Here is a 23,320-nt window from a genome sequence, read left to right on the forward strand (position 1 = left end):
GCGGGGTTCAACCCACCGAAGTCCGATTCAGGGCCTGACGAATCTGCCGCACCACCTCGTCGGGTTCCTGGGTGATCGCGTGCCAGGTGAAGCGCAGCACGTGCCAGCCGGCGTTGATCAGGACGTTCTGCCTCTCGGCGTCGCGGCGGTGTCGCTCGGCGTCGCGGTGCCAGGCCCACCCGTCGATCTCGATCGCGACCCGCTCGGCGTCGAACACCACGTCGATCTCGAAGCCGCAGCTCATCGCATGTGCCCGCCAGCCGGTGAACCCCGCCCCACGGAGCAGTCGGTGGAAGATGCGTTCGGCCTGGGAGTGGCCGCCTTCGCGAGCCGAACACAACAGATGAGCGGCGCGGGGTGCGCCGTGACGCCCGAGATTCCTTCGATGTGCCTGCTCGAGTGCGGGTAGCGAGGTGTGACGCTGCAGCGCGCGGTCCATGAGCACCGAACCCGTAGGCAGTTCGACGGCGGCTTCGAGCACCGTGAGTGGCAGCGCGGTGACGGGTAGACCGCGCACTACGACGACGTCGCGTCGCTGGAGGTCGCGTCGGCGTACCCGCACCCCGTGGCGTCGGGCGAGGGTGCGCTTCTGTGGCACGGTCACGTAGCGGAGAGAAGGAGCGCGGTCGAGCAGTCCGTACCACCATGCCGCGCTCGGTCCCCACGCCGCCGCTTCCGGACCTGCCGCGTAGACGGCTGTCCGTAGCGCCACGGCCGGCGTGCGTTCCCGGTCGGCACGAAGGTAGACGCCGCGTGCGAGCGCGAGCCAGTCGCGGTTCTCGACCCGTCGGTCGACAGCGGAAGCGCTCATTCCGCAGTCCAGTGCTTGCGCTCGGGTGATGACGCCGTCCTGAGCGGCCATGATGCGGTACGCGTTTCGCAGGTTCATATCCGGTTCGACGCAGTGATCGCCGTTCCGGTTCCGCACCGATCGATTTGTGTGGATCCAGCCCCGGAAACCGGGGTCGAATCCACACAAATCGTCAGAAGTTCGGGAGATGGCCCGCTTCGTGGGCGTCGGCCAGGGTGGGTGCCGCCTGGTCCTTCGCCGACAGTTCGTAGGTCAGCGGGGTGCCGTCGGCACCCGTTGTGGGCCAGTCGATCCCGATCTCCGGATCGAGGGGGTGCACCTCGTGCTCCCGGTCGGGGTTGTAGCCCGTCGAGCACAGGTAGACGACGGTCGAGTTGTCCTCGAGGGCAAGGAAGCCGTGGCCGAGGCCCTCGGACAGGAAGATCGCGCGTCGGTCCTTCGTGTCGAGCAGCACCGAATCCCACTGCCCGAAGGTCGGTGACCCCACCCGCAGATCGACGACGACGTCGAGCACCGACCCCGACACGCACGTGACGTACTTCGCCTGTCCGGGAGGGGCATCCGCGTAGTGGATGCCGCGCAGCACCCCGGCGGCAGAGACCGAGCAGTTCGCCTGCGCCAACTCCAGGGGACGGCCGGCGGCGTCGGTGAAACTCTCCTGCTTGAACCATTCGAGGAACACGCCTCGGTCGTCGCCGAACTGTTTCGGCGTGACCTCCCACGCCCCGGCGATCGTCAGTTCCCGGTACTGCAACCTAGCGGTCCTTTCCTCGTTCGAGCAGATCCAGCAGGTAGCTGCCGTAGCCCGACTTCACCAGCGGCTCGGCCGCGGCGCGCAGTTGCTCGTCGTCGATGAACCCGAGACGCCACGCAACCTCCTCGGGTGCGCCGATCTTCAGGCCCTGGCGTTGTTCGATGGTGCGCACGTAGTTCGACGCGTCGAGCAGCGAGTCGAAGGTGCCGGTGTCGAGCCAGGCGGTGCCGCGCGGCAATACCTCGACCTGCAGTTTCCCCGCTTCCAAGTAGGTGCGGTTGACGTCGGTGATCTCCAGTTCGCCACGCGCCGACGGCTTCAGCGAGCGGGCGATCTCGACGACGTCGTTGTCGTAGAAGTACAACCCCGGCACCGCGAAGTTCGACTTCGGGTCGTCGGGTTTCTCCTCGAGCGACAGGGCGCGACCGGTGGAGTCGAACTCGATCACCCCGTAGGCCGACGGGTCGGACACCCGGTAGGCGAACACCGCGCCGCCGTCGATGTGGGCGAAGCGCTTGAGCTGCGTGCCGAGGCCGGGACCGTAGAAGATGTTGTCGCCGAGGATCAATGCGACCGGCTCGGTTCCGATGTGGTCGGCGCCGAGCACGAAGGCCTGCGCCAGACCGTCGGGTGAGGGTTGGATCGTGTAGGTGATGTTCACGCCGAACTGCGAGCCGTCGCCGAGCAACCAACGGAACTGCTCGGCGTCGTGCGGGGTGGTGATCATGAGGATGTCGCGGATCCCGGCGAGCATGAGCGTCGAGAGCGGGTAGTAGATCATCGGCTTGTCGTAGACGGGCACGAGTTGCTTGCTCACGCCCTGGGTGATCGGATGCAGACGCGAGCCCGTCCCACCCGCGAGGATGATTCCGCGCATGTCGGACAGTCTCGCATGAGTAGGCTTGCCCCAATGAGGCTGCTCGTCACCGGTGGCGCCGGTTTCATCGGCGCGAACTTCGTCCATCAGACCGTCGCGGAACGACCCGACACTCAGGTCACCGTGCTCGACAAGCTCACCTACGCCGGCAACCGCGCCTCCCTGGACCCGGTCGCCGAGAAGATCACCTTCGTCCAGGGCGATGTCGCCGACGCCGACCTCGTCGACCGGCTCGTCGCCGACACCGATCTGGTGGTGCACTTCGCCGCCGAATCCCACAACGACAACTCGCTGGCGAACCCCGCACCGTTCGTACAGACCAATCTCGTGGGCACCTTCACCCTGCTCGAGGCCGTCCGCAAGTACGACGTGCGCTATCACCACATCTCCACCGACGAGGTGTACGGCGACCTCGCCCTCGACGACCCCGCCCGCTTCACCGAGGCCACCGCCTACAACCCGTCGAGCCCCTACTCGTCGACCAAGGCCGGTTCGGATCTGCTGGTACGCGCCTGGGTGCGCTCGTTCGGCGTCCGCGCGACCATCTCCAACTGCTCGAACAACTACGGTCCGTATCAGCACGTGGAGAAGTTCATCCCCCGCCAGATCACCAACGTGCTCACCGGCGTGCGCCCCAAGCTCTACGGCACCGGCACCAACGTGCGCGACTGGATCCACGTCGACGACCACAACAGCGCCGTGTGGACGATCATCGAACACGGACAGCTCGGGGAGACGTATCTGATCGGAGCGGACGGGGAGACCGACAACCGCACCGTCGTCGAAACCGTCCTCGAGCTGTGCGGCAAGGACCGCAGCGAGTTCGATTTCGTCACCGACCGCCCCGGCCACGACCTGCGGTACGCCATCGACGCGACCCGCCTGCGCACCGAACTGGGCTGGCAGCCCCGCTACCGCGACTTCCGTGAAGGCCTGGCCGCGACCATCGACTGGTACCGCGCCAACGAGCAGTGGTGGACGCCACAGAAGCATGCCACCGAGGCCGCCTACAGCCGCACCGAGCGCGTTCTGGGCGGATAACCTGCGCCGTTCGGGGTGATCCCGGCACAATTCGCGAATGGGTCGAAACACTGGTGCACGACGCACACAACCGTGGAGCTCCTGTTTCCGCTGCTACTGTCGCATCGAAAACAGCGGATCGACCACGAGCGGGGAGTAGCCCGATGGAGCAGGCAGCTGCCGGCGACACAAGCACGATCGGACATGACGCGGACACGCTGGACGAGGTTCTCACCGAGCCGGTGCGTCGCGACCGGCTGATCGTCCAGCGCGGCGTCTTCGCATCCCTGTCGCCGCGCGTGCCGGAGAAGATGTACGTCCACACGAAGGGCGACGCGGCGTCCGATCGCTACGGGCTGCAGCTCGCCGACGGCGCGACCGCCCACACCAACACCTACTTCGGGCGTTTCCCCGCGACGTTCTGGCAGCGCTGGACCGACGTGAAGACCGTCAACCTGCAGCTCACCTACGGCTGCTCCGGTACCGCGAAGTTCACCGTGTGGGCGTCCGACGCCCGTGGACGCGAGCGGATCGTGACGGTCGAGACGGTGTCGGGTTCGGGCGAGCTCGACCTCGAGCTGCCGATCGAGCGGTTCGTCGACGGCGGTGCGATGTGGTTCGCCGTCGACGCCAGCAACGGATCGGTGCTCGTCTCCGACGCGCGCTGGACGGTCGCCGCACCCGAGCGCCTGCGACCCGCCGCCGTCGTCATCTGCACCTTCAACCGCGCCGACGACTGCACCGTCACCGTCGGCACCCTCGCCTCGGACGACGGGGCGATGGCCGACATCGAAGCGGTGTGCATCGTCGACCAGGGCACCGACCAGGTGCGCTCGCGTTCGGCGTTCGCCGAGGTCGCCGACAAGCTCGGCGACAAGCTCATCTACCTGACCCAGCCGAACCTCGGTGGTGCGGGCGGCTTCTCGCGAGGTATGTACGAGATCACCGGCTCGGCCAAGGCCGAGCACGCCAACGTCATCGTCATGGACGACGACATCCTGTGCGAACCCGAATCGGTGTTGCGTCTCAACGCTTTCGCGAACATGACGGTGCAGCCGACGATCGTCGGTGCCCAGATGTTGTCGTTGAGCAACCCGCAGGTCCTGCACGTCTCGGCCGAGCGTGAGGTGCTCGACGAGATCACCGCCGGCGCACTGACTCCGGGCGCGCGCATGGGTATCGATCTCGTGAAGAAGAAGCAGGACATGCGTTTCGACGCCGGCTGGAACGGCTGGTGGACCTGCCTGCTGCCGGCCGAGATCATCGCCGACTGCGGCCTGCCCATCCCGTTGTTCTTCCAGTGGGACGACATCGAATACGGCATCCGTGCTCGCTACGCGGGGCATCCGACGGTCACCCTGCCCAACGCGGGTGTGTGGCACGCCGATTTCTACCTCAAGGACTACGACGACTGGGCGCGCTACTTCAGCATCCGCAACGGTCTGATCGTCTCGTCCATCTACGGGCGCTTCGACGGGAACGACATGTCGAAGTACCTGTTCCGCAAGATCAGTGAGCTCATCGTCTCGATGCAGTACGGTCTCGCCGCGACCTTCATCAAGGCGGCGGAGGACTTCCTCGCCGGACCGGACTTCCTCTACGACGGCGGCCAGTCGGTGCTGAAGGAACTGCGCGAACTGCGCGACCGCTATCCCGAGACGAAGCCGCTGCCGGCCGCGCAGGTGGGCAAGGAATCCGACCCGCACACGCAGATGTCGGTGTGGCAGTTCGAGCCCGACAAGAAGCGCGAGGGTCTGGTGCTGCTCAAGCGTGCCGTGCAGCAGTTCGCCGGTAAGGTCGACCGCCGGACGGTCACCGTGCCCGCGCACTTCGCCGCATGGTGGCACGTGTCGCTGTTCGACAAGGCCGTCGTCACCGACGCCTCGCAGAACGCCGTGCGGGTGCGTCACCGCGACAAGGACACCGCCGTCGAACTCGCGAAGCAGACCGCGAAGGTGTGCTGGCAGCTCCGCAAGGAAGCGCCCCGGATGAAGACGGTCTGGCAGGAAGCGCTACCCAAGCTCACGAGCCGCGAGAACTGGGCGCGCCTGTACGGCATCGACGGGTAGACCGTGCGGGCATGGTCGTTTCCCGTGCTCATCGGGGTTGCGACCGTGCTCGTCGCAGGGGCGTTCTCGTGGGTGCCCTCGCTGTGGTGGGACGAGGCCGCGACCATTTCGAGCGCCGACCGGTCCGTCGAGGGGATGCTCCGAGTCCACACCCGGATCGACGCCGTCCACGGCCTGCACAATCTCCTGCTGCACTACTGGTTCTCGCTGGTGGGCGTCGACGAGTTCACAGCCCGTCTGCCCGGTGTGCTCGCGCTCGGGGCGGGTGCCGCAGCCGTCACCGCGACCGGCCAGGTGCTGGCGGGTCGTCGCGTGGGGATCGCCGCCGGGGTGCTGTTCGCGCTGTCGCCGCGGGTGACCTGGGCGGCCACCGAAGCGCGGTCCTATGCCTTCGCTGCGGCGCTGGTCGCGGTGTTGTCGCTGCTGGTCGCGCTCGGCTGCGCGACCGGCCGTCGACGCTGGTGGGCCCTGTACGCCGTCGTCCTGCCGGTCGCGACGGTGATGTTCGTGTACTCCGCGACGGTCGTCGTCGCGCATGCCGTCACCCTGCTGGTCCGGGGTCGTGGGCGCGGTGCGTTCCTGTTGTCCGCAGGGGTTGGCGCGGCCTTGTCGACGCCGTTCGTCCTGCTCGCCTACTCGCAGGCCGAGCAGGTCGCGTGGATTCCCCCGCTCGACTCGATGATCGTCCGCACGATCGCCCTCGACCAGTGGTTCCCGCAGGCCCAGTGGACGGCTGCGTTGTTCGCCGCGATCACCGTCGCCGGGGTGATCGTCGCGGTCCGTCGTGGTGTGGAGCCGGGGGAGCGCACCCTGCTCTGGCTCGCGGTACCGGGCTTCGCCGTGCCGATGGTGCTGCTGCTCGGCTACTCGCTGCTCGAGGACAACGTGTACCTCGAGCGCTATCTGTCGTTCACGGTTCCCGCGATGGTGCTCTCGGTGGGCTGGGCCGCCGCCCGTGTCGCGACCCGCTGGTGGTCGATGCTGATCGTGCTGACCGCGGTCGCCGTCAGTGTCGCGCCGGCCTACGTCCAGCAGCGACAGTCGTTCGGCAAGCCCGGTGGGATGGACTACAGCGTGATCGCCGACCGGCTCGTCGAACGCTCCGAACCCGGCGACTGTGTGGCCTTCGAACCGCGCGTCTCGTGGGCACCGACGTCACTGCGCGCCGTCGTCGACGCCCGTCCCGACGCGGTGGAAGGGCTCGACGACGTGGGACTCGGGTACGACGCCGTCGACCGCGTGAACCTGTGGTCGACCGACGCCCCGCCACCGGAACTCGCCCGACGCGCGGCGGCCCGATGCGAGGTGCTGTGGGTGGTCGCCGACGGCGAGCGCGAGACCGGCTTCCGGGTGTGGCACCCGAACAACGTGTGGTGGCGGTTCGAACCCCACCGGTTCACCGAGACGGACACCTACCGGGAGCTCGAGGCCGTCGGTTTCCGGATCACCGACAGGGAGCCGATCCACCGTTCACAGCTCGTCCGGCTCGAACCGACTCAGACCCAGTAGGCGACGCGCGAGCGGTAGTTGCGCAGCGCGAGCAGGGCGATACCCCAGCCGACGACGGTGATGATCAGGACGATGACCCAGTGGTAGAGCTGCTGGTCGCCGCCGAGCAGCGGGGTCCGCACGATGTCGAGGAAGTGGTAGAGCGGGTTGATCTCCGCGATCCGCGCCCGACCCTCGTTCCCGGTGCCCTCGAGCGTCTTCTCCGTCCAGATGATCGGCGTCATGAAGAACAGCAGCTGGACGATGCTGCCGAGCAGCGGCGCGATGTCGCGGTAGCGCGTGGCGAGGATGCCGAACACCAGCGACACCCACACCGCGTTGATCGCGATCAAAGCCAGCGCCGGGATGGCGAGGAAGGCCGTCCAGTACAGCTGACGTGGGAAGAAGATGAAGATACCGATGTAGATGACGATGTTGTGCGCGAACAGGATCATCTGCCGCCACACCAGCCGGTAGACGTGCACACTCAACGGCGTCGGCAACTGCTTGATCAGGCCCTCGTTGGACATGAACACGTCCGCGCCCTCGAGGATCGACCCCTGGATCAGGTTCCAGATGATGAAGCCTAGCGCGACGTACGGCAGGAACTCCGGGACGTCGAGGTTGAACAGCGTGCCGTAGAGCACACCCATCGCGATCGCCGAGACACCCGTGGCGATCGTGATCCAGAACGGACCGAGCACCGACCGGCGGTAGCGCTGCTTGATGTCCTGCCAGCCGAGCAGCAACCACAGTTCGCGGTGGTTGAAGCCTTCGCGCAGATCCTGGAACGCGCGCCGGAACGAGCGTGAGGACGACTCGATGGGTTCGTCGTCGACGGTGAGGGCATCAGACACGGGTCCCGAGCCTACCCGCGGCGCAAATGCGGCCTGCCGGGGCGCGGGGTGATCGGGAGTCCCGACGGATGCGCAGGTCCTGTCGATCTTGCACGATTTTCTCGACGAGAACCGCACGCCCGTGTCGATTGCGGTCCGGTGCGGTATCCGGACCGTGGTACCACCGATCCGACCACCGAGGAGACGTCATGACGCTTGCTCTGCAGGGCTTGGACGAGATCCGCGCGGACCAGGAGAACTTCTACCGCGACCTGCACGCCCACCCGGAGTTGTCGCACCAGGAGTCGCGCACTGCCGCCGAGGTCGCCGCGCGGTTACGGGCCGCCGGGTGCGAGGTGCACACCGGTGTGGGTGGCACGGGAGTCGTCGGGGTCCTACAGCGAGGTGATGGGCCCGGAGTGCTGCTGCGCGCCGACATGGATGCCCTGCCGGTTCGGGAGGAGACCGGTCTGGCCTACGCCAGTTCCGTGACCGCGACCGGCACGGACGGCAACGCGACGCCTGTCATGCACGCCTGCGGGCACGACATGCACGTCGCATGTCTGGTCGGGGCGGTCGAACTGTTGTCCCGCGCCGGCGAGTGGTGTGGGCGGCTGGTCGCGGTGTTCCAGCCGGGGGAGGAGGTCGCCGACGGCGCCCGGCGCATGGTCGACGACGGGCTCGCCGGGATCGTCGGGAAGGTCGACGTGGCATTGTGCCAGCACGTCCTGGCCTTCCCGGCCGGGCTCGTGGGCACGCGCAGCGGGCCGACCCTCTCGGCCGCCGACAGCATGCGCATCACCGTTCACGGCCGGGGTGCGCACGGGTCGATGCCGCAGGCCTCCGTCGACCCGGTGGTCCTCGCCGCGATGATCGTCGTCCGGTTGCAGACGATCATCGCGCGGGAGACCCGGCCCGGTGAGCCTGCGGTACTGACCGTCGGCAGTATTCAGGCCGGGACGAAGAGCAACGTCATTCCGGACAAGGCGACGATCCTGCTCAACCTCCGCACCTACGACGAGGACACCCGTCATGCGATCCTCACCGCTGTGAAGCGGATCGTCGTCGCCGAGTGCGACGCCTCCCGTTCGCCGCGACCACCCGAGTTCGAACTGTTCGACCAGTACCCCATGACGGACAACGGCCCCGTGGTCACCGAGCGGGTCGCGGCGGCGTTCGCCGAACACTTCGGGGACGACGCGGGTGAACTTCCGTTGCAGACGGCCAGTGAGGACTTCAGCGTCATTCCCCGCGCGCTCGGCATTCCGTACACGTACTGGGGGATAGGTGGCACCGATCCCGAGCTCTACCGTCAGGCCGAAGTCGAGGGGCGCATCGCCGACGACGTGCCGGTCAACCACTCGTCGAAGTTCGCTCCGCTGCTGCAGCCCACCCTCGACGCCGGGACGGCTGCTCTGACCGTCGCTGCGCGGGCGTTCCTGGGGACTGCATGACGGACGGAGACGCGTGACTACCCAGAGCACGTTGCTGCTCGTACTCGATCTGCTCGGCACCTTCGCCTTCGCTGTCAACGGCGCCTTCACCGCCGTGCGGGTCGCGAGGATCGACATCGTCGGCGTGGTGACGCTCGGAATGGTGACCGCGCTCGGCGGCGGGATCATCCGCGACATCCTGATCGACGACCTTCCGCCCGCGACGTTCAGCGACTGGCGCTATCTCGCGGTGGCCGCTGCCGGAAGCCTTCTCGCTCTCTTCGGCCGTAAGCTGGAGCGATTGTCCAAGCCGATCACCGTGTTCGACGCCGCAGGCTTGAGTCTGTTCGCCGTCACCGGTGCGGGTAAGGCCCTCGATTTCGGGTTGGGCCCGGTGCAGGCGATCATCCTGGGCACGATCACCGGGGTCGGGGGCGGCACGGTGCGCGACGTGTTGATCCGGCGGGTTCCGGTCGTGTTGAACAGCGAGCTGTATGCCATTCCTGCGTTGGTGGCCGCGACCGTCCTCGTCGTCTGCGAGAGTCTCGAGGTGCCCACGCTGCCCGCAGCGCTCGGGGCTGCGGCGTTGTGCTTCGTCATCCGAATGGTCGGGGTCCGTTACGATCTCGACGCGCCGCGTCCGCGGGGGTTCGACGACCCCGACCCACCGAAACCGGCCTGACCGAAACCGGTGTTGTTGTCGATTTTCGATGCGTTCTCGCAAACAACGCCGGACTCGATCGGCCGTACGTCAGTCTCCGTCGCCGTCCGCAACCATCTGGCCCGAGTCGCCCGGCCACTCGTACAGTTCCGCCGCCGGCTGTATCTGCGCCCACCACGCCGACGAGATCCTCGTGTACGTCGGCAACGGGAAGAACTCGTACTGGGCGACCGTCGCGCACATCGACGTGCAGGACGGTGTGCTGACCGTCGACGGTGAGACCCGGTACAGCAGGTTCGGAAGCGAACGCATGCCCGGACTCGACTCGTCCGGCACCTGGGTGCGCTCGCCGAAGAGCGGACCGACCGGACGCAGCAAGAAGCGAAACGGCGGCCTCGCTCTGGATCGCTACGCCGGGACGTGCCCGAAATAGCCGGTCGGCTGCCGACCACGCCGTTCTCTCCCTCCCCGACGAACCGCCACCACCGCCCACCTGAGGAAAGGAGGTTGTATGTCCTCTTTGTGGCGTCGCACTGCGCGATATGAGGGGAGAATGGCGGCGGGAAGTACCGGAGATGGGAGTGACGGGGCATGAGGGCGACAGCCGAGTCGGGAGAGGCGTGGTCGGCGGAGCGCCTGTTCGCGGGGCCGGGAGAAAGCCAGGGACGCTTTCGGAAGACCGATTGGTCGGCTACGCCCCTGGGGCCGGTGGAGTCGTGGCCCGCGGAGCTGCGCATGGCGGTGCGGACGGTGCTGCCGTCCGAGGTGCCGATGCTCCTGTGGTGGGGACCGCAGCTGGTGCAACTCTTCAACGACGCGATCATCCCCGTCCTCGGTGACAAGTACCCCGCGGCGGTCGCCCAGCCGGCACCCGAGTGCTGGCACGAGGTGTGGGACGAGGTCGGAGCCCGCGTCGAACGGGCGATGGCGGGTACGGCGACCTTCGCCGAAGAGGAACTGCTGTTCATGCAGCGCCACGGCTACGAGGAGGAGACCTACTGGACCTTCTCCTACAGCCCGATCCGAGACGAGTCCGGCGAGGTGGCAGGGGTGTTCGTCGCGACCACCGATGTCACCTCGCGGGTGCTCGGTGAGCGTCGTCTGGAGGCCCTGAGCCGTCTCGGCACGGTGGCGATCACCGATTCGGGAATGTCGGTGATCGAGACGTGCCGGAACGCGTTGGACGCGCTCGCGCCCAGTCATCAGGACATTCCGCTGGCTGCACTGTTCCTCGACAGTCGGGTGGTGGATCCCGATGATCCGCAACCGAACTGGAAGCAGCTCGCCGCAATCGGGACGAAGCCCGGCTTCTCTGGTTCCCTGCTCGGACCGGATGAGGACCAGCTACTGTCGAAGGCCGCGAGGGCCTCCGAACCCTTCGTCGTCTCCGGCGTCGCCGAGCGTTCCCCGGATCTGCTCGACCCGCAGCGAACCCTCGGAGACCATCCGATCGGCACCATCCTCCTCGTGCCGTTGACGGCGTCGGGACACGACTTCCCGCTCGGTGTCCTCGCCGTCGGACTGAGTCCGTACCGGGTGTTCGACGCCGCGTACTCCACCTTCGTCGAACTCGTCGCCACCAAGATCTCGGGACTGCTGCGTGATGCGTCGGCGATGGATGCCGAGCGTCGCCGGGCCGATGCGTTCGCGGCGCTCGACGCTGCCAAGACCCGGTTCCTCGAATCGATCAGCCACGAGTTCCGCACACCGCTCACACTGCTCCTCGGCCCGTTGCAGAGCATGCTCGACGAGGCCACGACGCTGACGGACGCGCAGCGACAGTCGCTGGAGGTCTCTCAGCGCGCCGCGATCCGGTTGCGGCGACTCGTCGACGCGTTGCTCGAAGCGACGCGTGCCGAGACCGACCCGTCGCGAAAGCCCCTGAGGCCGACCGATCCGGCGGCGCTCACGGCCGAATGTGTGGACCTGTTCACCGACGCGGCTCAACGTGCGGGCCTGGACCTGCGCAGCCGGATCGCCGACGCGGCGGCCGAGCAGACCCGGCTCGATCCCCAGACGTGGGCCCATATCGTGCTGAACCTGCTCTCGAACGCGATCAAGTACACCCCCTCGGGATCGATCGATGTGGATCTGGACGTCGAGGACGATCTGCTGGTCCTGAAGGTCGCCGACACCGGTCTCGGCATTCCGGAATCGGAGCTCGGTCGCATCTTCGAACGGTTCCATCGCGTCGAGAGCGTCGGGGGACGCAGTCAGGAAGGCATCGGGCTGGGTCTGTCCCTCGTCTCGGACTGGGTCCACACGCTCGGCGGAAGTGTGACCGTGTCCAGTGAGCTCGGGCACGGCAGCACCTTCACCGTGTCCGTTCCCCGCGTCCTCGACCCGACCTCGGAGTCGCCGGCGGGAACCGTCCCGGGGGATCTGAGCGCCATGTACATCGGCGAAGCGCAACAGTGGGACAGGGTCGCTTTCGACGAGGACGAATCGTCCACGCAGGGAGAGGATGTGGAATCGTTGCCACGGATCCTCGTGATCGAGGACAACGCGGACATGCGTGACTATCTGACGCAGTTGTTGCGTCGCCAGAGCTGGCACGTGGATGCGGTGGGGGACAGAGATGCCGCCCTCGAGCGGATCCGATCGCGACCGCCGCATCTCGTCCTCAGCGACATCATGCTCCCCGGTCGGGACGGGGTGGAGCTGCTCGGGGAGATCCGCCGCGACCCGGCGACCTCCCGTTTGCCGGTCATCCTCCTGACGGCACGGGCCGGCGCGGAGGCCACGATCGGCGGTCTGCGTACCGGCGCCGACGATTACATCACCAAACCGTTCCATCCCGACGAGCTCATCGCCCGTGTGCGCGTGAATCTCGAATTGTCGTGGCTGCGTGAGCAGATGCTCGCCGCGCGGGAGCGTGAGTCCGACCAGTTGAAGACGGCCCTGGAGACCCGGTCAACACTGAGCAAGGCCGTCGGACTGATGATGGCCACGTTCAAGTGCGACGCCGACGCGGCGTTCGACAAACTCGTCGCCTTCTCCCAGCACCGCAACGTCAAGGTGCGTGAGATCGCCGAGCAGATCGTCGGTGACTACACCGCCTCGCTCAGCAATTCGTCGGGGTAGTGCTCTGCGCCTTCGGTTCCGCCGCTGCTACTGCAGACCGTGAGCGCAGTGACGGATCAGGCCCCCGCGTACAGCTTGTCGATCTCCTCGGCATACTTCGCATCGATGGGCTTGCGCTTGAGCTTCATCGTCGGGGTCAGCTCGTCGCCGGAGGGTTCCCAGATCGTCGGCAGCACCGTGTACTTCTTGATCTGCTCGACCCGCGACAACTTGCTGTTCGCCTCCTCGACCGATTTCGCGATCGACTCGAGGACCACCGGATGCCGGGAGAGCTCCTCGTGGGTGCCGCTGAGACCGTGTTGTTCGGCGAAAACGGCCAGGGCATCGGGATCGAGCGCGAGCAGCGCGACGTTGTAGGGTCGGTCGTTGCCGATGGCGACGGCGCCACCGAGCATCGGGCAAGCGGCACGCAGGGCGCCTTCGATATTGGCGGGTGACATGTTCTTCCCCGCCGCGTTGACGATGATCTCCTTCTTCCGGTCGATCAACCGCACGTATCCGTCCGCGTCGATCTCACCGATGTCGCCGGTGTGCAACCAGCCGTCGGAATCGATTGCATCCGAAGTCTTCTCGGGGTCGTTGCGGTAGCCTTTCATCAACAGCGGACCCGAGACGAGCAGTTCGCCGTCCTCGGCGATCCTGAGCTGCGCACACGGCACGGCCTGCCCGACGGTGCCGATGCGGATGGCGCCCGGCCGGTTCATCGTGACCACGCACGAGGTCTCCGACATGCCCCACACCTCGGAGCACGGAATGCCCAGGGCGAGAACGAACTCGAGGACCTCCGGCGAGATCGCGGCGGCACCGGTGACAGCGGCCCGGACCTGATCGAGGCCGAGCTTGCCGCGGATCGCGGACAGCACCAGCCTGTCGGCCACCGCGTGCTGCACCTCGAGGGTGCGGGGGACCGGTTTGCCGTCGGACTGCAGCCGGGCACGCTTGCGTCCGACGTCGATCGCCCACAACGCGAGTTTCTTCTTGATCGGGCTCGATTCCTCGGCGAGGGTCTTGTCGATCGCGGCCTTGAGCTTGTACCAGACCTGGGGGACGGCACCGAAGAGCGTCGGCCGCAGGCTCGGCAGCACGGTGATGGCCTGCTTGAGGTCGTCGAGCGTGGTGATCTGCATGCCGCTGTACAGGCTCGAGTAGTGCGAGCCCCAGCGGTTGGCGATGTGCGCGTCGGGCAGATACGACAGGATCCGGTCGTCCGGGCCGGTGGGCAGATACGAGCTCGTCGCCTCGAGTTCGGCGAGCAGGTTGGCGTGGGTGAGTTCGACACCCTTCGGCGGCCCGGTGGTGCCGGAGGTGTAGATGAGGGTCAGCAGGTCGGGCGGTTGCACGGCCTTCCACGAGGCCTCGAAGTCGAAGGACGGATCGGCGGCGGCCTCGAGGTCGTCGAGGGAGATGGTGCCTTCCGGTTTGCCGTCGATGCACACCAGGTGCTCGACCTTCGTGTCGCCGAGCGCCTGCCGCAGAACGGGGACGAACTGTTCCTCGGCGATCATCACGCGGTTGCCGGCGTTGCCGAGCACGTACGAGATCTGTTCGGCGGTCAACGAGTTGTAGATCGAGAACGGCACCGCGCCGAGGTGGATCGCGGCGGTGTCGAGAAGGTGGAATTCGGGCCGGTTGGTGAGCATGAGACCGACGGTGTTCCCGCGGCTCACGCCGAGGCCGGCCAGCCCGGCGGCGAGGCGTTCGACGCGCTGCGCGTACTGACGCCAGGTGTAGGAGACGGAGTCGTCGGGGGTGCGCAGCGCGACCTTGTCGGGGTACGCCGCGGCGGTGGTCTGGAAGGCTTCGCAGAGGGTCGACGGTGAGGTGGCACGAGGGGTCATCACTGGCTCCCGAGGTCGAGTGTGGCGAAAGTGTAGGACGAAGTGCGTACATCCGTGGTCGGATTTGCCGGATTGTTGCGCCGGAATCGAGCGGTGATGCAGGCAAGTGTTTGTTCCTGCCCACCCCGGGTACCGCCGGGGACATGACCACCGTGGATCGCATCGCGGATCCGTGGGGTTCGCGCACACCCTATGGACCCGGGCAACGCTGGCCCACCCGCGTCGACACCTATCTCGCCGACGGACTGACCGAGGACGATGTCGACAGGTGGGTGCAGTCGGCGACCATCCTGCATTCCAACGGCGACGGCCTCGACATCGCCGTCAAGGACGGACGCATGGTGGGGGTTCGCGGACGCGCCGTCGACCGGGTCAACCACGGCCGGGTCGACCCCAAGGACCTGTTCGGCTGGCAGGCGAACCACTCGGAGGACCGGCTCACCGCGCCGTTGATCCGGCGCGACGGCAAGCTCGTCGAGACCGACTGGGACACCGCGATGGATGCCGTCGCCGGTCGCACGAAGCAGCTGCTCGACGAGCGCGGCCCCAGCTCGGTCGGCTTCTACACCACCGGGCAGTTGTTCCTGGAGGAGTACTACACCCTCGCGCTCATCGGGCACGGTGGCATCGGCACCAACCACATGGACGGCAACACGAGGCTGTGCACGGCGACGGCGGCAGCCGCCCTCAAACAGTCCTTCGGGTGCGACGGCCAGCCCGGCTCCTACACCGACATCGACCATGCCGACGTCATCGCGCTCTACGGACACAACATGGCCGAGACGCAGACGGTGACATGGACGCGGATCCTCGATCGGCTCGCCGGACCGAATCCACCGGCCGTGATCTGTGTGGATCCGCGGTGGACGCCGGTCGCGCGGGCCGCGACGGTGCACCTCGCTCCGCGCCCGGGCACCAACGTCGTCCTCATGAACGGGCTGTTGCACGAGATCCTGCGACGCGGGTGGATCGACGAGAAGTACATCGAGGACCACACCGTCGGATTCGACGAGCTGCGCAGCCGGCTTGCCGACTACTCCCTCGAGAAGGCCGCCGAGATCTGCGACGTCCCCATCGAGGATCTGCGGGAGGCCGCTCGACTGCTCGGCACGGCGGAGCGGCTGCTCTCGACGGTCCTGCAGGGCTTCTATCAGTCCCATCAGGCCACCGCGGCCGCCGTTCAGGTGAACAACATCCATCTCGTGCGCGGCATGCTCGGCAGGCCCGGTTGCGGAGTCCTCCAGATGAACGGGCAGCCCACCGCGCAGAACACCCGTGAATGCGGAGCCGACGGTGACCTGCCGGCCTTCCGGAACTGGGCCAACGAGGCGCACGTCGAGGACCTCGCACGGGTGTGGAACATCGACCCGATGCGGATCCCGCACTACACCGCGCCCACCCACCTCATGCAGATGATGCGGTATGTCGAGGACGGCTCGATCCGCTTCCTCTACGTGAGCGGGACGAACCCGGCCGTGTCCCTGCCGGAGCTGCGCCGGGTGCGCGAGATCCTCTCCCAGGACAGGCTTTTCCTCGTGGTGCAGGACATCTTCCTGTCGGAGACCGCGCAACTCGCCGACGTCGTCCTGCCCGCTGCGACCTGGGGTGAGAAGACCGGGACGTTCACCAACACCGACCGCACCGTGCACCTGTCGGAGAAGGCCGTCGAACCACCCGGGCAGGCCAGGCCCGATCTCGACATCTTCGTCGACTACGCGCGCCGGCTCGACCTGCGGGACAAGGACGGCGACCCGCTCGTGAAGTGGTCCACGCCCGAGGAGGCCTTCGAGGCGTGGAAGGAGTGCACGGCCGGGCGGCCCTGCGACTACACGGGCATCACCTACGAGAAACTCCGTGGCGGAAGCGGAATCCAGTGGCCGTGCAACGCCGACGCCCCCGACGGGACCGAACGTCTCTACGAGGGCGGAAAGTTCTGGGCCGCACCGGACTACTGCGAGAACTACGGACGCGACATGGTCACCGGAGCGCCGGTCGAACCCACCGAGTACCGGGCGCTGAACCCCTTCGGCAAGGCGATCATCAAGGCGGGTGAGTATCTTCCCCCGCACGAGACGGTCTCCGACGAGTATCCGTATCTGCTCACCACCGGCCGCACGCTCTACCACTTCCACACCCGCACGAAGACCGGTCGTGCCCCGCAACTGCAACGCGCGGCACCGGAGGTGTGGGTGGAGATGTCGGCGGGCGATGCCGAGCGGCACGGCTGGTCGGAGGGCGACCTGCTGCGGGTCGACACCCCGCGCGGGCACGTCACCGCTCGGCTGCGGATCAGCGGGATCCGGACCGGGGTGCTGTTCCTGCCGTTCCACTACGGATACTGGGACACCCCGGCCGGTCACGAACCGGCGCTCGAGGGGCGCGCGGCCAACGAACTGACCTTCACCGACTGGGATCCGGCGTCGAAGCAACCCCTGTTCAAGTCGGGCGCCGCGCGCGTCGAACGGATCGCCGTCGCCGACGACGGGCCTTCCGCGGCACCGACCACCACCGCCTCGGCGCCGGTCTCCGGCGCCGTGCCCGCCACCTCGGGTGGACCGGACGCCGAGATCACCGAGACGCTCGACGACGGAGGGCCGCGATGAACAAGGTCTCCCTGGCGATCCGCGAACTGCACCGATCGGAGAACGACCTGGCGACCGAACTGCTGCGCACCGCGGACCGGCACAAGGTCGACCACGAGATCTTCCACGTGGCCCGTGACATCGCCGGCTGGTCGCAGCAGCACGTGCGCGAACTCGCCCGCGTCGGCCACGACTACGACCTCGACCTCGACGACGAGCCCCAGGGCGTCCACGAGGTGCTCGCGGAGGTGCGGCGGAAGGGAAGCGAGATGCTCGGACGCCGGCACGCCCCGAGCGTCCTGTTGTTGCGGGATCTGCGCACCGTGCACCGCATGGCGGCAGGTGTCTCGCTCGACTGGGAGATCCTCGCCCAGACAGCGCAGGCCCTGAGCGATCGCGAACTGCTCGCCCTCTCCGAACGCTGCCATCCCCAGACCTTGCGTCAACTGCGCTGGGCGAACGCGAAACTCAAGGAGATCGCAGCGCAGACGGTCGTCACCGACTGAGCGGCGGCACCGTCAGGGCCGTTCGAACCTCTCCTCGCGCCCGAGTCTGCGCAACCGGATCCACTCGCGCAGACCGGCCGGGTCGCGGCGCGTGATCAGGAAGTACCAACCGAAGCGCACCCATTCCTGGGGCAGCAACCGGCGCAGTCCCGGCTGCGACAGCAGGTAGCCGCGGTTGCGGTAGGTGAAGAACCGCTTGGTGTCGTTGTCCGGATACTGCGTGTGCATCCGGCCACCGAGAATCGGCTTGAATTCGTCGGCACCATCCGGGTGCAGGTAGGCCGTCTGCAAGCAGGTACCGAACGGCAGTCCCGAGCGGACGAGACGGCGGTGCACCTCGACCTCGTCGCCACGGACGAACAGACGCAGGTCGGGCACGCCCACCGCGTCGATCGCCGCGGCCGTGAAGAGCGCGCCGTTGAACAGCGAGGCGATACCGGGCAGCAGGTCCTCGTCGCCGAGTTCGTGCCGCCACCGCCGCCACACCACACCGCGGCGCAGCGGGAAGGCGAGGCGATCGGGCTGCGCGATGTCGCACACGACCGGCGACACCTCGGCCAGGCCGTTGCGCTGCGCGCAGTCGAGCAGCGTCGCGAGTACGTCCGGTCCCTCGGGGCGGCCGTCGTCGTCGGCGAGCCACACCCGGTCGGCTCCCAGCGACAGCGCGTACAGGATGCCGAGGGCGAAGCCGCCCGCGCCACCGAGATTGTGCTTCGAACCGAGATAGCTCGTGGGCAGGTCCACCGCGTCGACGAGCTCGCGCACCGCGTCCTCGTCGCCGTTGTCGACCACCACGAGATGGTCGAGCGGACGGGACTGCGAGGCAAGAACTTTCAGCGAATCCGCCAGCAGCTCACGACGGCGGTGCGTGACGACGACGCCGATGATCCGTTCGTCAGCCACCGTTCGAACCCGTCGAGGCCGCGGTGTCGTGGGCGGACTTCGCGATCCGCTCACGCTCGAGCTCGTGGAGGATCGTGCGCACGTGATCGCCGGCCTCGTCGCCCTCGTAGGCGCGCACCACGTGCTCGATGTCGCCCTGCTCACGGATCTGGCCGTGGTCGATCCACATCGCCTGGTCGCACAGCTGGGCGAGGAACTCGTTCGAGTGGCTGGCGAACACGAGGATGCCCGAGCGCGCGACGAGATCCTGCAGACGCACCCGCGCCTTCTTCATGAACTCCGCGTCGACCGCGCCGATGCCCTCGTCGAGCAGCAGGATCTCGGGGTCGATGCTGGTGACCACGCCGAGCGCGACGCGCACCCGCATACCGGTCGAGTAGGTGCGCAGCGGCATGTTGAGGTAGTCGCCGAGCTCGGTGAAGTCCGCGATCTCATCGACCTTGGCCAGCATCTGCTTGCGGCTCATCCCGAGGAACATGCCGCGGATGATGATGTTCTCGTAGCCGGAGATCTCCGGGTCCATGCCGACGCCGAGGTCGAACACCGGCGCGACGCGACCCTTCACCCGGGCGTGGCCGCGCGTGGGCTCGTAGATCCCCGAGAGCAGACGCAGCAGCGTGGACTTACCGGCACCGTTGTGGCCGACGAGGCCGACGCGGTCGCCTTCCTTCAGCGACATCGTGATGTCGCGCAGAGCCTCGACGACCACGACGTCGGAGTTGTTGCGGCCGATCGCTCCGCCCGCCTTACCCAGGAAGGCCTTCTTCAAGGAGCGGGTCTTGGCGTCGAAGATGGGAAAGTCGACGCACGCGCCGCGCGTTTCGATGCTGACCCGACTCACGATGCTGCTCCAGACGCTGACACGGGACCCGAGCGTACCCGTCGCGCCGATACCCGAGTCCCGGGGCGTACCCGGCGGGACTACAGGTACTGGCCGGTTCCGGGGTGGGTCTGACCGGGAAGTGATTGATCGTTCTGGCCGCGACCGCCCTGCGCGACGCCGGGAGGAAGCGCTCCCTGACGCATCTGCTCGAGCTGGGCACGAGCCGCCATCTGCTGAGCGAACAGCGCCGTCTGGATGCCGTGGAACAAGCCTTCGAGCCAGCCGACGAGCTGGGCCTGCGCGATACGCAGCTCGGCGTCGGAGGGCACCGCGTCCTCACCGAAGGGCAGCGCGAGCCGCTCGAGTTCCTCCCGCAGATCGGGGGCGAGACCCTGACCGAGTTCGCGGATGGACGACAGATGGATGTCCTTGAGCCGGGTGCGGCTGGCGTCGTCGAGCGGCGCGGCCTTCACCTCTTCGAGAAGCTGTTTGATCATGGTGCCGATCCGCATGACCTTCGCCGGTTGCTCGACCATGTCGGCCAGGGATTCGCCGCCGTTCTCGGTCTTCTCCTCCTCCGGCCGGCCGTCGGCCTCCACTCGGGCCGCCTCCTCGCGGGAGACACGGATGGGCCGGCCGTCGGGGCCGATCACGAGAACCTGGTCGTTGTCCGGATGCGTCATGGCTCCATTCTCCCTTTCCCACCCCGGGTGTGCCCGGTTGCCCGAAGGTCCCGGAGTGCCGGGTACCCCGAGCGAGCCTACCGAGAGGGCAACACCGGATGCAGGCACGGCGCATCCCGATTGACATCGGGACCTAGAGTGTCTGCCATGGCTTACGACGTTGCCCGGATCCGGGGGTTGATCCCCTCGCTCGGGGACGGGTGGATCCATCTCGATCCACGGGCCGGTATGCAGATCCCCGATGTGGTGTCGCGCACCGTGTCCACCGCCTTCCGCAACTCGGCCGCGTCGGCGACCGGACGGCACCTGTCGTCGCGTCGCAGCGCCGCGATCCTCCAGGAGGCGCGCGTCGCGATCGCGGAACTCGTGGGGGCCGACCCGGACGGGGTCGTCCTGGGGCCGAGCCGCGCGGTGTTGCTCGCCTGGCTCGCCGAAGCACTCAGTTCCCGCCTCGGGCTCGGCACCGGCATGGTCCTCTCACGGCTCGACGACGAGGCGAACATCGCTCCCTGGTTGCGGGTCGCGAGCCGCTACGGGGCGCAGGTGCGCTGGGCCGAGGTCGAGATCGAGACGTGCGAGCTGCCCACCTGGCAATACGAGGAACTCATCACGCCCACCACCCGGCTCGTCGCGCTCACCGCGGCGTCGTCCATCGTCGGCACGGCGCCCGACGTGCGGGTCGTCGCGGATCTCGTCCACGAGGTCGGTGGGCTCATGGTCGTCGACGCCGCCGGCGCCGCCCCCTACGCCCACGTCGACATCGACGATCTCGGCGCCGACGTCCTCACCGTGGATATCGCCGCGTGGGGCGGACCGCAGATCGGTGCGCTGGTCTTCTCCGACCCCTCGCATCTCGAACGGGTCCCGGCGATGTCGCTGAACCCGCACGCGCGCGGCGCCGAACGCCTCGAGGTGGGCGGTCACCAGTTCGGTCTGCTCGCCGGTATCCCCGCGTCCATCGACTTCATGGCCTCGCTGGACGACGAGGCCACCGGTTCGCGTCGCGAGCGTCTCGACATCTCGATCAGCTCGATGCAGAACTATCAGGACGTGCTGTTCGACCGCCTGATGCGGCAGCTCGACAGTCTCACCGGCGTGATCGTGCTCGGCCGCGCGTCGAGCCGCGTCCCCACCCTCAGCTTCACCGTCGACGGCGTTCCGGCCGAGAAGGTCGCCGCGCATCTCGCCGACCGTCGCATCGCGACGGTGGCGAGCACCCGCGGATCGAGCCGGCTCCTCGACTCCCTCGGCGTCAGCGACGAAGGGGGAGCGGTGAGCATCGGCCTCGCCCCCTACACCACGAGCTTCGAGGTCGATCAGCTCGTCCGCGAGCTCCGCAACCTCTAGTTCCGCTCGATCCGCAGCACGACCTTCCCGACGGTTTCGGGGCTGTCGAGCAGTTCGTGGGCCCGGGCGGCCTCGGTGATCGGCAGCTCGGCGTGCACGACGGGATGGACCTTCGCCTCCTCGATGAGCGGCCACAGATTGGCGCGCACGGAGTCGATGATCGCGCTCTTGCCCGACGGCCCCGAGTCCGGACGGCCGCGCAGACCGGTCGCGATGACGTGACCGCGCTTGGCGAGCAACTTGCCGAGGTGCAGTTCACCCTTCGTGCCGCCCTGCATGCCGATGACGACGAGCCGTCCGTCCGGAGCGAGGACGTCGATGTTCCGGGACAGGTACTTCGCGCCCATGTTGTCGAGCACCACGTCGGCACCACCGAAGGCATTGCGCACCTCGGAGACGAAGTCCTGTTCGCGGTAGTCGATCGCCAGGTCGGCGCCGAGCTCGCGGCAGCGGTCGAGCTTGCCGGCCGAGGCCGTCACCGCCACCTTTGCGCCGAGCGCCTTGCCCACCTGGATGGCATGCGTGCCGATGCCTCCGCCGCCACCGTGGACGAGCAGGACGTCGCCGCGCTTCAGGCCGGCGGTCATCACGACGTTCGACCACACCGTGCACGCGATCTCGGGAAGCGACGCGGCGACCGCGACGTCCATGCCCTTCGGGACGGGCAGCAGCTGGGAGGCGGGGACCGCGACCTTCTCGGCGTAACCGCCACCGGTGAGGAGGGCACAGACCTTGTCGCCGATGTTCCAGCCCGTCACACCCTCGCCGAGTTCGGAGATCACTCCGGAGCATTCGAGGCCCAGGATGTCGCTCGCCCCCGGGGGCGGCGGGTAGAGGCCGCGCCGTTGCAGCAGGTCGGCGCGGTTGACCGCGGTCGCCGCAACATCGAGAAGTACGTGCCCGGGAGGCAGGTCCGGGTCGGGCTGCTCGGTCCACCGGAGAACTTCTGGACCACCGGGTTCGGTGGCGACGATTGCATACATGTGTTCGACGCTATCGCGTGCGGGGCAGTGAGGGGACGGTCACTCCGCTCGTGGCGCGCTCACCTGCTCGAAGCTACCGCGCGGTAACCGGATCGGGCCGTCGGCATTACACTCCCGGCGTGACCAGCGAACGAGACGAACCCAAGTGGTTGACCGCAAAGGAGCAGGAGGCCTGGCGTCTCTACATGGACGGCAACAACCGTCTCATGAGCGCCCTCAGTCGGTCCCTCAACGACCGACACGACCTGTCGCTGGCGGAATATCGGATCCTGGTCATGCTCTCCGAAGCCCCCGACGGCGCCCTGCGCATGAGCGATCTCGCCGACGGCGTGCTCTCCTCACGCAGCCGGCTCACCCATCAGATCCGGCGGATGGAGCAGGAGAAGATGGTCGTGCGCAGCTCGTGCCCCGACGATGGTCGCGGTGTGCTCGCCACCATCACCGACGAAGGCAGGCGACGTCTGGCGGAGGCCGCCCCCACCCACGTCGACGACGTGCGCAACTACCTCATCGACCTGCTGTCGGCCGACGAACTCGACATGCTGGCGCGGGTCTTCGCGCGCGTCGAGCAGACTCTGGCCGACCGCTGAGGTCGCGAATCGGTTAGGCCCTGCTTGCGCCG

Annotated in this window: 20 protein-coding genes; 11 read left to right on the forward strand and 9 right to left on the reverse strand. The window is 67.6% G+C overall.

All coding sequences use genetic code 11. The features are described 5' to 3' along the window. Nucleotides 1-7 precede the first annotated feature (7 nt). The 3 genes from ACWPOC_RS03135 to rfbA form a co-directional block, all read right to left on the reverse strand. Entirely contained in the window at nt 8-889 is an 882-nt protein-coding gene (locus ACWPOC_RS03135) for a DUF559 domain-containing protein (protein ID WP_159416975.1), read from the reverse strand. 94 nt (nt 890-983) lie between these two features. Next, complete coding sequence (gene rfbC / locus ACWPOC_RS03140) at nt 984-1,565, reverse strand: dTDP-4-dehydrorhamnose 3,5-epimerase (protein ID WP_455407992.1); 582 nt, start codon at nt 1,563-1,565, stop codon at nt 984-986. 1 nt (nt 1,566) lies between these two features. After that, entirely contained in the window at nt 1,567-2,442 is an 876-nt protein-coding gene (gene rfbA, locus ACWPOC_RS03145; RefSeq protein WP_120281096.1) for a glucose-1-phosphate thymidylyltransferase RfbA, read from the reverse strand. Nucleotides 2,443-2,475: 33 nt separating this feature from the next. Here rfbA and rfbB point away from each other — a divergent pair, with 33 nt between their 5' ends. The 3 genes from rfbB (at nt 2,476) to ACWPOC_RS03160 (ending at nt 7,040) form a co-directional block, all read left to right on the forward strand. Then, nucleotides 2,476-3,483 (forward strand): dTDP-glucose 4,6-dehydratase, encoded by a 1,008-nt coding sequence (gene rfbB, locus ACWPOC_RS03150; protein ID WP_455407993.1) that lies wholly within the window; start codon nt 2,476-2,478, stop codon nt 3,481-3,483. A 143-nt stretch (nt 3,484-3,626) separates the two neighbouring features. Continuing rightward, on the forward strand, nt 3,627-5,531 hold the full coding sequence (locus tag ACWPOC_RS03155) for a glycosyltransferase (RefSeq protein WP_016692651.1): 1,905 nt from the start codon (nt 3,627-3,629) through the stop codon (nt 5,529-5,531). Nucleotides 5,532-5,555: 24 nt separating this feature from the next. After that, a complete protein-coding gene (locus tag ACWPOC_RS03160; protein WP_455407994.1) occupies nt 5,556-7,040 on the forward strand; it encodes a glycosyltransferase family 39 protein in 1,485 nt (494 codons plus the stop codon). Here ACWPOC_RS03160 and wzm read toward each other — a convergent pair. After that, a complete protein-coding gene (gene wzm / locus ACWPOC_RS03165) occupies nt 7,028-7,876 on the reverse strand; it encodes a galactan export ABC transporter permease subunit Wzm/RfbD (RefSeq protein WP_006553471.1) in 849 nt (282 codons plus the stop codon). The genes ACWPOC_RS03160 and wzm overlap by 13 nt on opposite strands. 188 nt (nt 7,877-8,064) lie before the next feature. Between wzm and ACWPOC_RS03170 the strand changes: the two genes are divergently transcribed. The 4 genes from ACWPOC_RS03170 (at nt 8,065) to ACWPOC_RS03185 (ending at nt 13,033) form a co-directional block, all read left to right on the forward strand. Next, nucleotides 8,065-9,309, forward strand: coding sequence for an amidohydrolase (locus ACWPOC_RS03170; protein WP_455407995.1), 1,245 nt, complete (start codon nt 8,065-8,067; stop codon nt 9,307-9,309). 13 nt (nt 9,310-9,322) lie between these two features. Further along, a complete protein-coding gene (locus ACWPOC_RS03175) occupies nt 9,323-9,970 on the forward strand; it encodes a trimeric intracellular cation channel family protein (RefSeq protein ID WP_120281100.1) in 648 nt (215 codons plus the stop codon). Nucleotides 9,971-10,142: 172 nt separating this feature from the next. Next, complete coding sequence (locus tag ACWPOC_RS03180; protein WP_232622138.1) at nt 10,143-10,382, forward strand: hypothetical protein; 240 nt, start codon at nt 10,143-10,145, stop codon at nt 10,380-10,382. Nucleotides 10,383-10,540: 158 nt separating this feature from the next. Next, the gene (locus ACWPOC_RS03185; protein ID WP_455407996.1) at nt 10,541-13,033 is read left to right on the forward strand and encodes a response regulator; all 2,493 of its coding nucleotides are present in this window, start codon (nt 10,541-10,543) and stop codon (nt 13,031-13,033) included. 56 nt (nt 13,034-13,089) lie between these two features. Here the strand turns inward: ACWPOC_RS03185 and ACWPOC_RS03190 are convergent, their stop codons facing one another. Further along, nucleotides 13,090-14,871 (reverse strand): AMP-dependent synthetase/ligase, encoded by a 1,782-nt coding sequence (locus ACWPOC_RS03190; protein ID WP_455407997.1) that lies wholly within the window; start codon nt 14,869-14,871, stop codon nt 13,090-13,092. A gap of 143 nt (nt 14,872-15,014) precedes the next feature. On the opposite strand from ACWPOC_RS03190, the gene ACWPOC_RS03195 reads away from it, so the two are divergent. Both ACWPOC_RS03195 and ACWPOC_RS03200 read left to right on the forward strand, forming a co-directional pair. Further along, the gene (locus tag ACWPOC_RS03195) at nt 15,015-17,474 is read left to right on the forward strand and encodes a molybdopterin oxidoreductase family protein (protein WP_455407998.1); all 2,460 of its coding nucleotides are present in this window, start codon (nt 15,015-15,017) and stop codon (nt 17,472-17,474) included. Continuing rightward, nucleotides 17,471-17,959: a hypothetical protein gene (locus ACWPOC_RS03200; RefSeq protein WP_059382170.1), complete on the forward strand. Its 489-nt coding sequence runs from the start codon at nt 17,471-17,473 to the stop codon at nt 17,957-17,959. The genes ACWPOC_RS03195 and ACWPOC_RS03200 overlap by 4 nt, the downstream gene beginning before the upstream one ends. A gap of 12 nt (nt 17,960-17,971) precedes the next feature. Here the strand turns inward: ACWPOC_RS03200 and glfT1 are convergent, their stop codons facing one another. The 3 genes from glfT1 to ACWPOC_RS03215 all read right to left on the reverse strand — a co-directional run bounded on the left by glfT1 (nt 17,972) and on the right by ACWPOC_RS03215 (nt 20,368). Beyond that, on the reverse strand, nt 17,972-18,862 hold the full coding sequence (gene glfT1, locus ACWPOC_RS03205) for a galactofuranosyltransferase GlfT1 (protein WP_016692663.1): 891 nt from the start codon (nt 18,860-18,862) through the stop codon (nt 17,972-17,974). Next, entirely contained in the window at nt 18,855-19,706 is an 852-nt protein-coding gene (gene wzt, locus ACWPOC_RS03210) for a galactan export ABC transporter ATP-binding subunit Wzt/RfbE (protein WP_120283862.1), read from the reverse strand. Before wzt ends, glfT1 begins: the two co-directional genes overlap by 8 nt. A 77-nt stretch (nt 19,707-19,783) precedes the next feature. Then, nucleotides 19,784-20,368 carry a bacterial proteasome activator family protein gene (locus ACWPOC_RS03215; protein WP_060652232.1) on the reverse strand — a complete coding sequence of 195 codons (585 nt, stop codon included), beginning with the start codon at nt 20,366-20,368 and terminating at the stop codon, nt 19,784-19,786. A gap of 147 nt (nt 20,369-20,515) precedes the next feature. On the opposite strand from ACWPOC_RS03215, the gene ACWPOC_RS03220 reads away from it, so the two are divergent. After that, nucleotides 20,516-21,715, forward strand: coding sequence for a cysteine desulfurase-like protein (locus tag ACWPOC_RS03220; RefSeq protein ID WP_455407999.1), 1,200 nt, complete (start codon nt 20,516-20,518; stop codon nt 21,713-21,715). Here the strand turns inward: ACWPOC_RS03220 and ACWPOC_RS03225 are convergent. Continuing rightward, entirely contained in the window at nt 21,712-22,698 is a 987-nt protein-coding gene (locus tag ACWPOC_RS03225; protein ID WP_059382174.1) for an NAD(P)H-quinone oxidoreductase, read from the reverse strand. The two genes, ACWPOC_RS03220 and ACWPOC_RS03225, sit on opposite strands and share 4 nt — an antisense overlap. Before the next feature lie 119 nt (nt 22,699-22,817). Here ACWPOC_RS03225 and ACWPOC_RS03230 point away from each other — a divergent pair, with 119 nt between their 5' ends. Continuing rightward, a complete protein-coding gene (locus tag ACWPOC_RS03230) occupies nt 22,818-23,288 on the forward strand; it encodes a MarR family winged helix-turn-helix transcriptional regulator (protein ID WP_455408000.1) in 471 nt (156 codons plus the stop codon). Nucleotides 23,289-23,320: the final 32 nt, after the last annotated feature.

It is taken from the genome of Rhodococcus sp. 5G237, assembly GCF_053764735.1.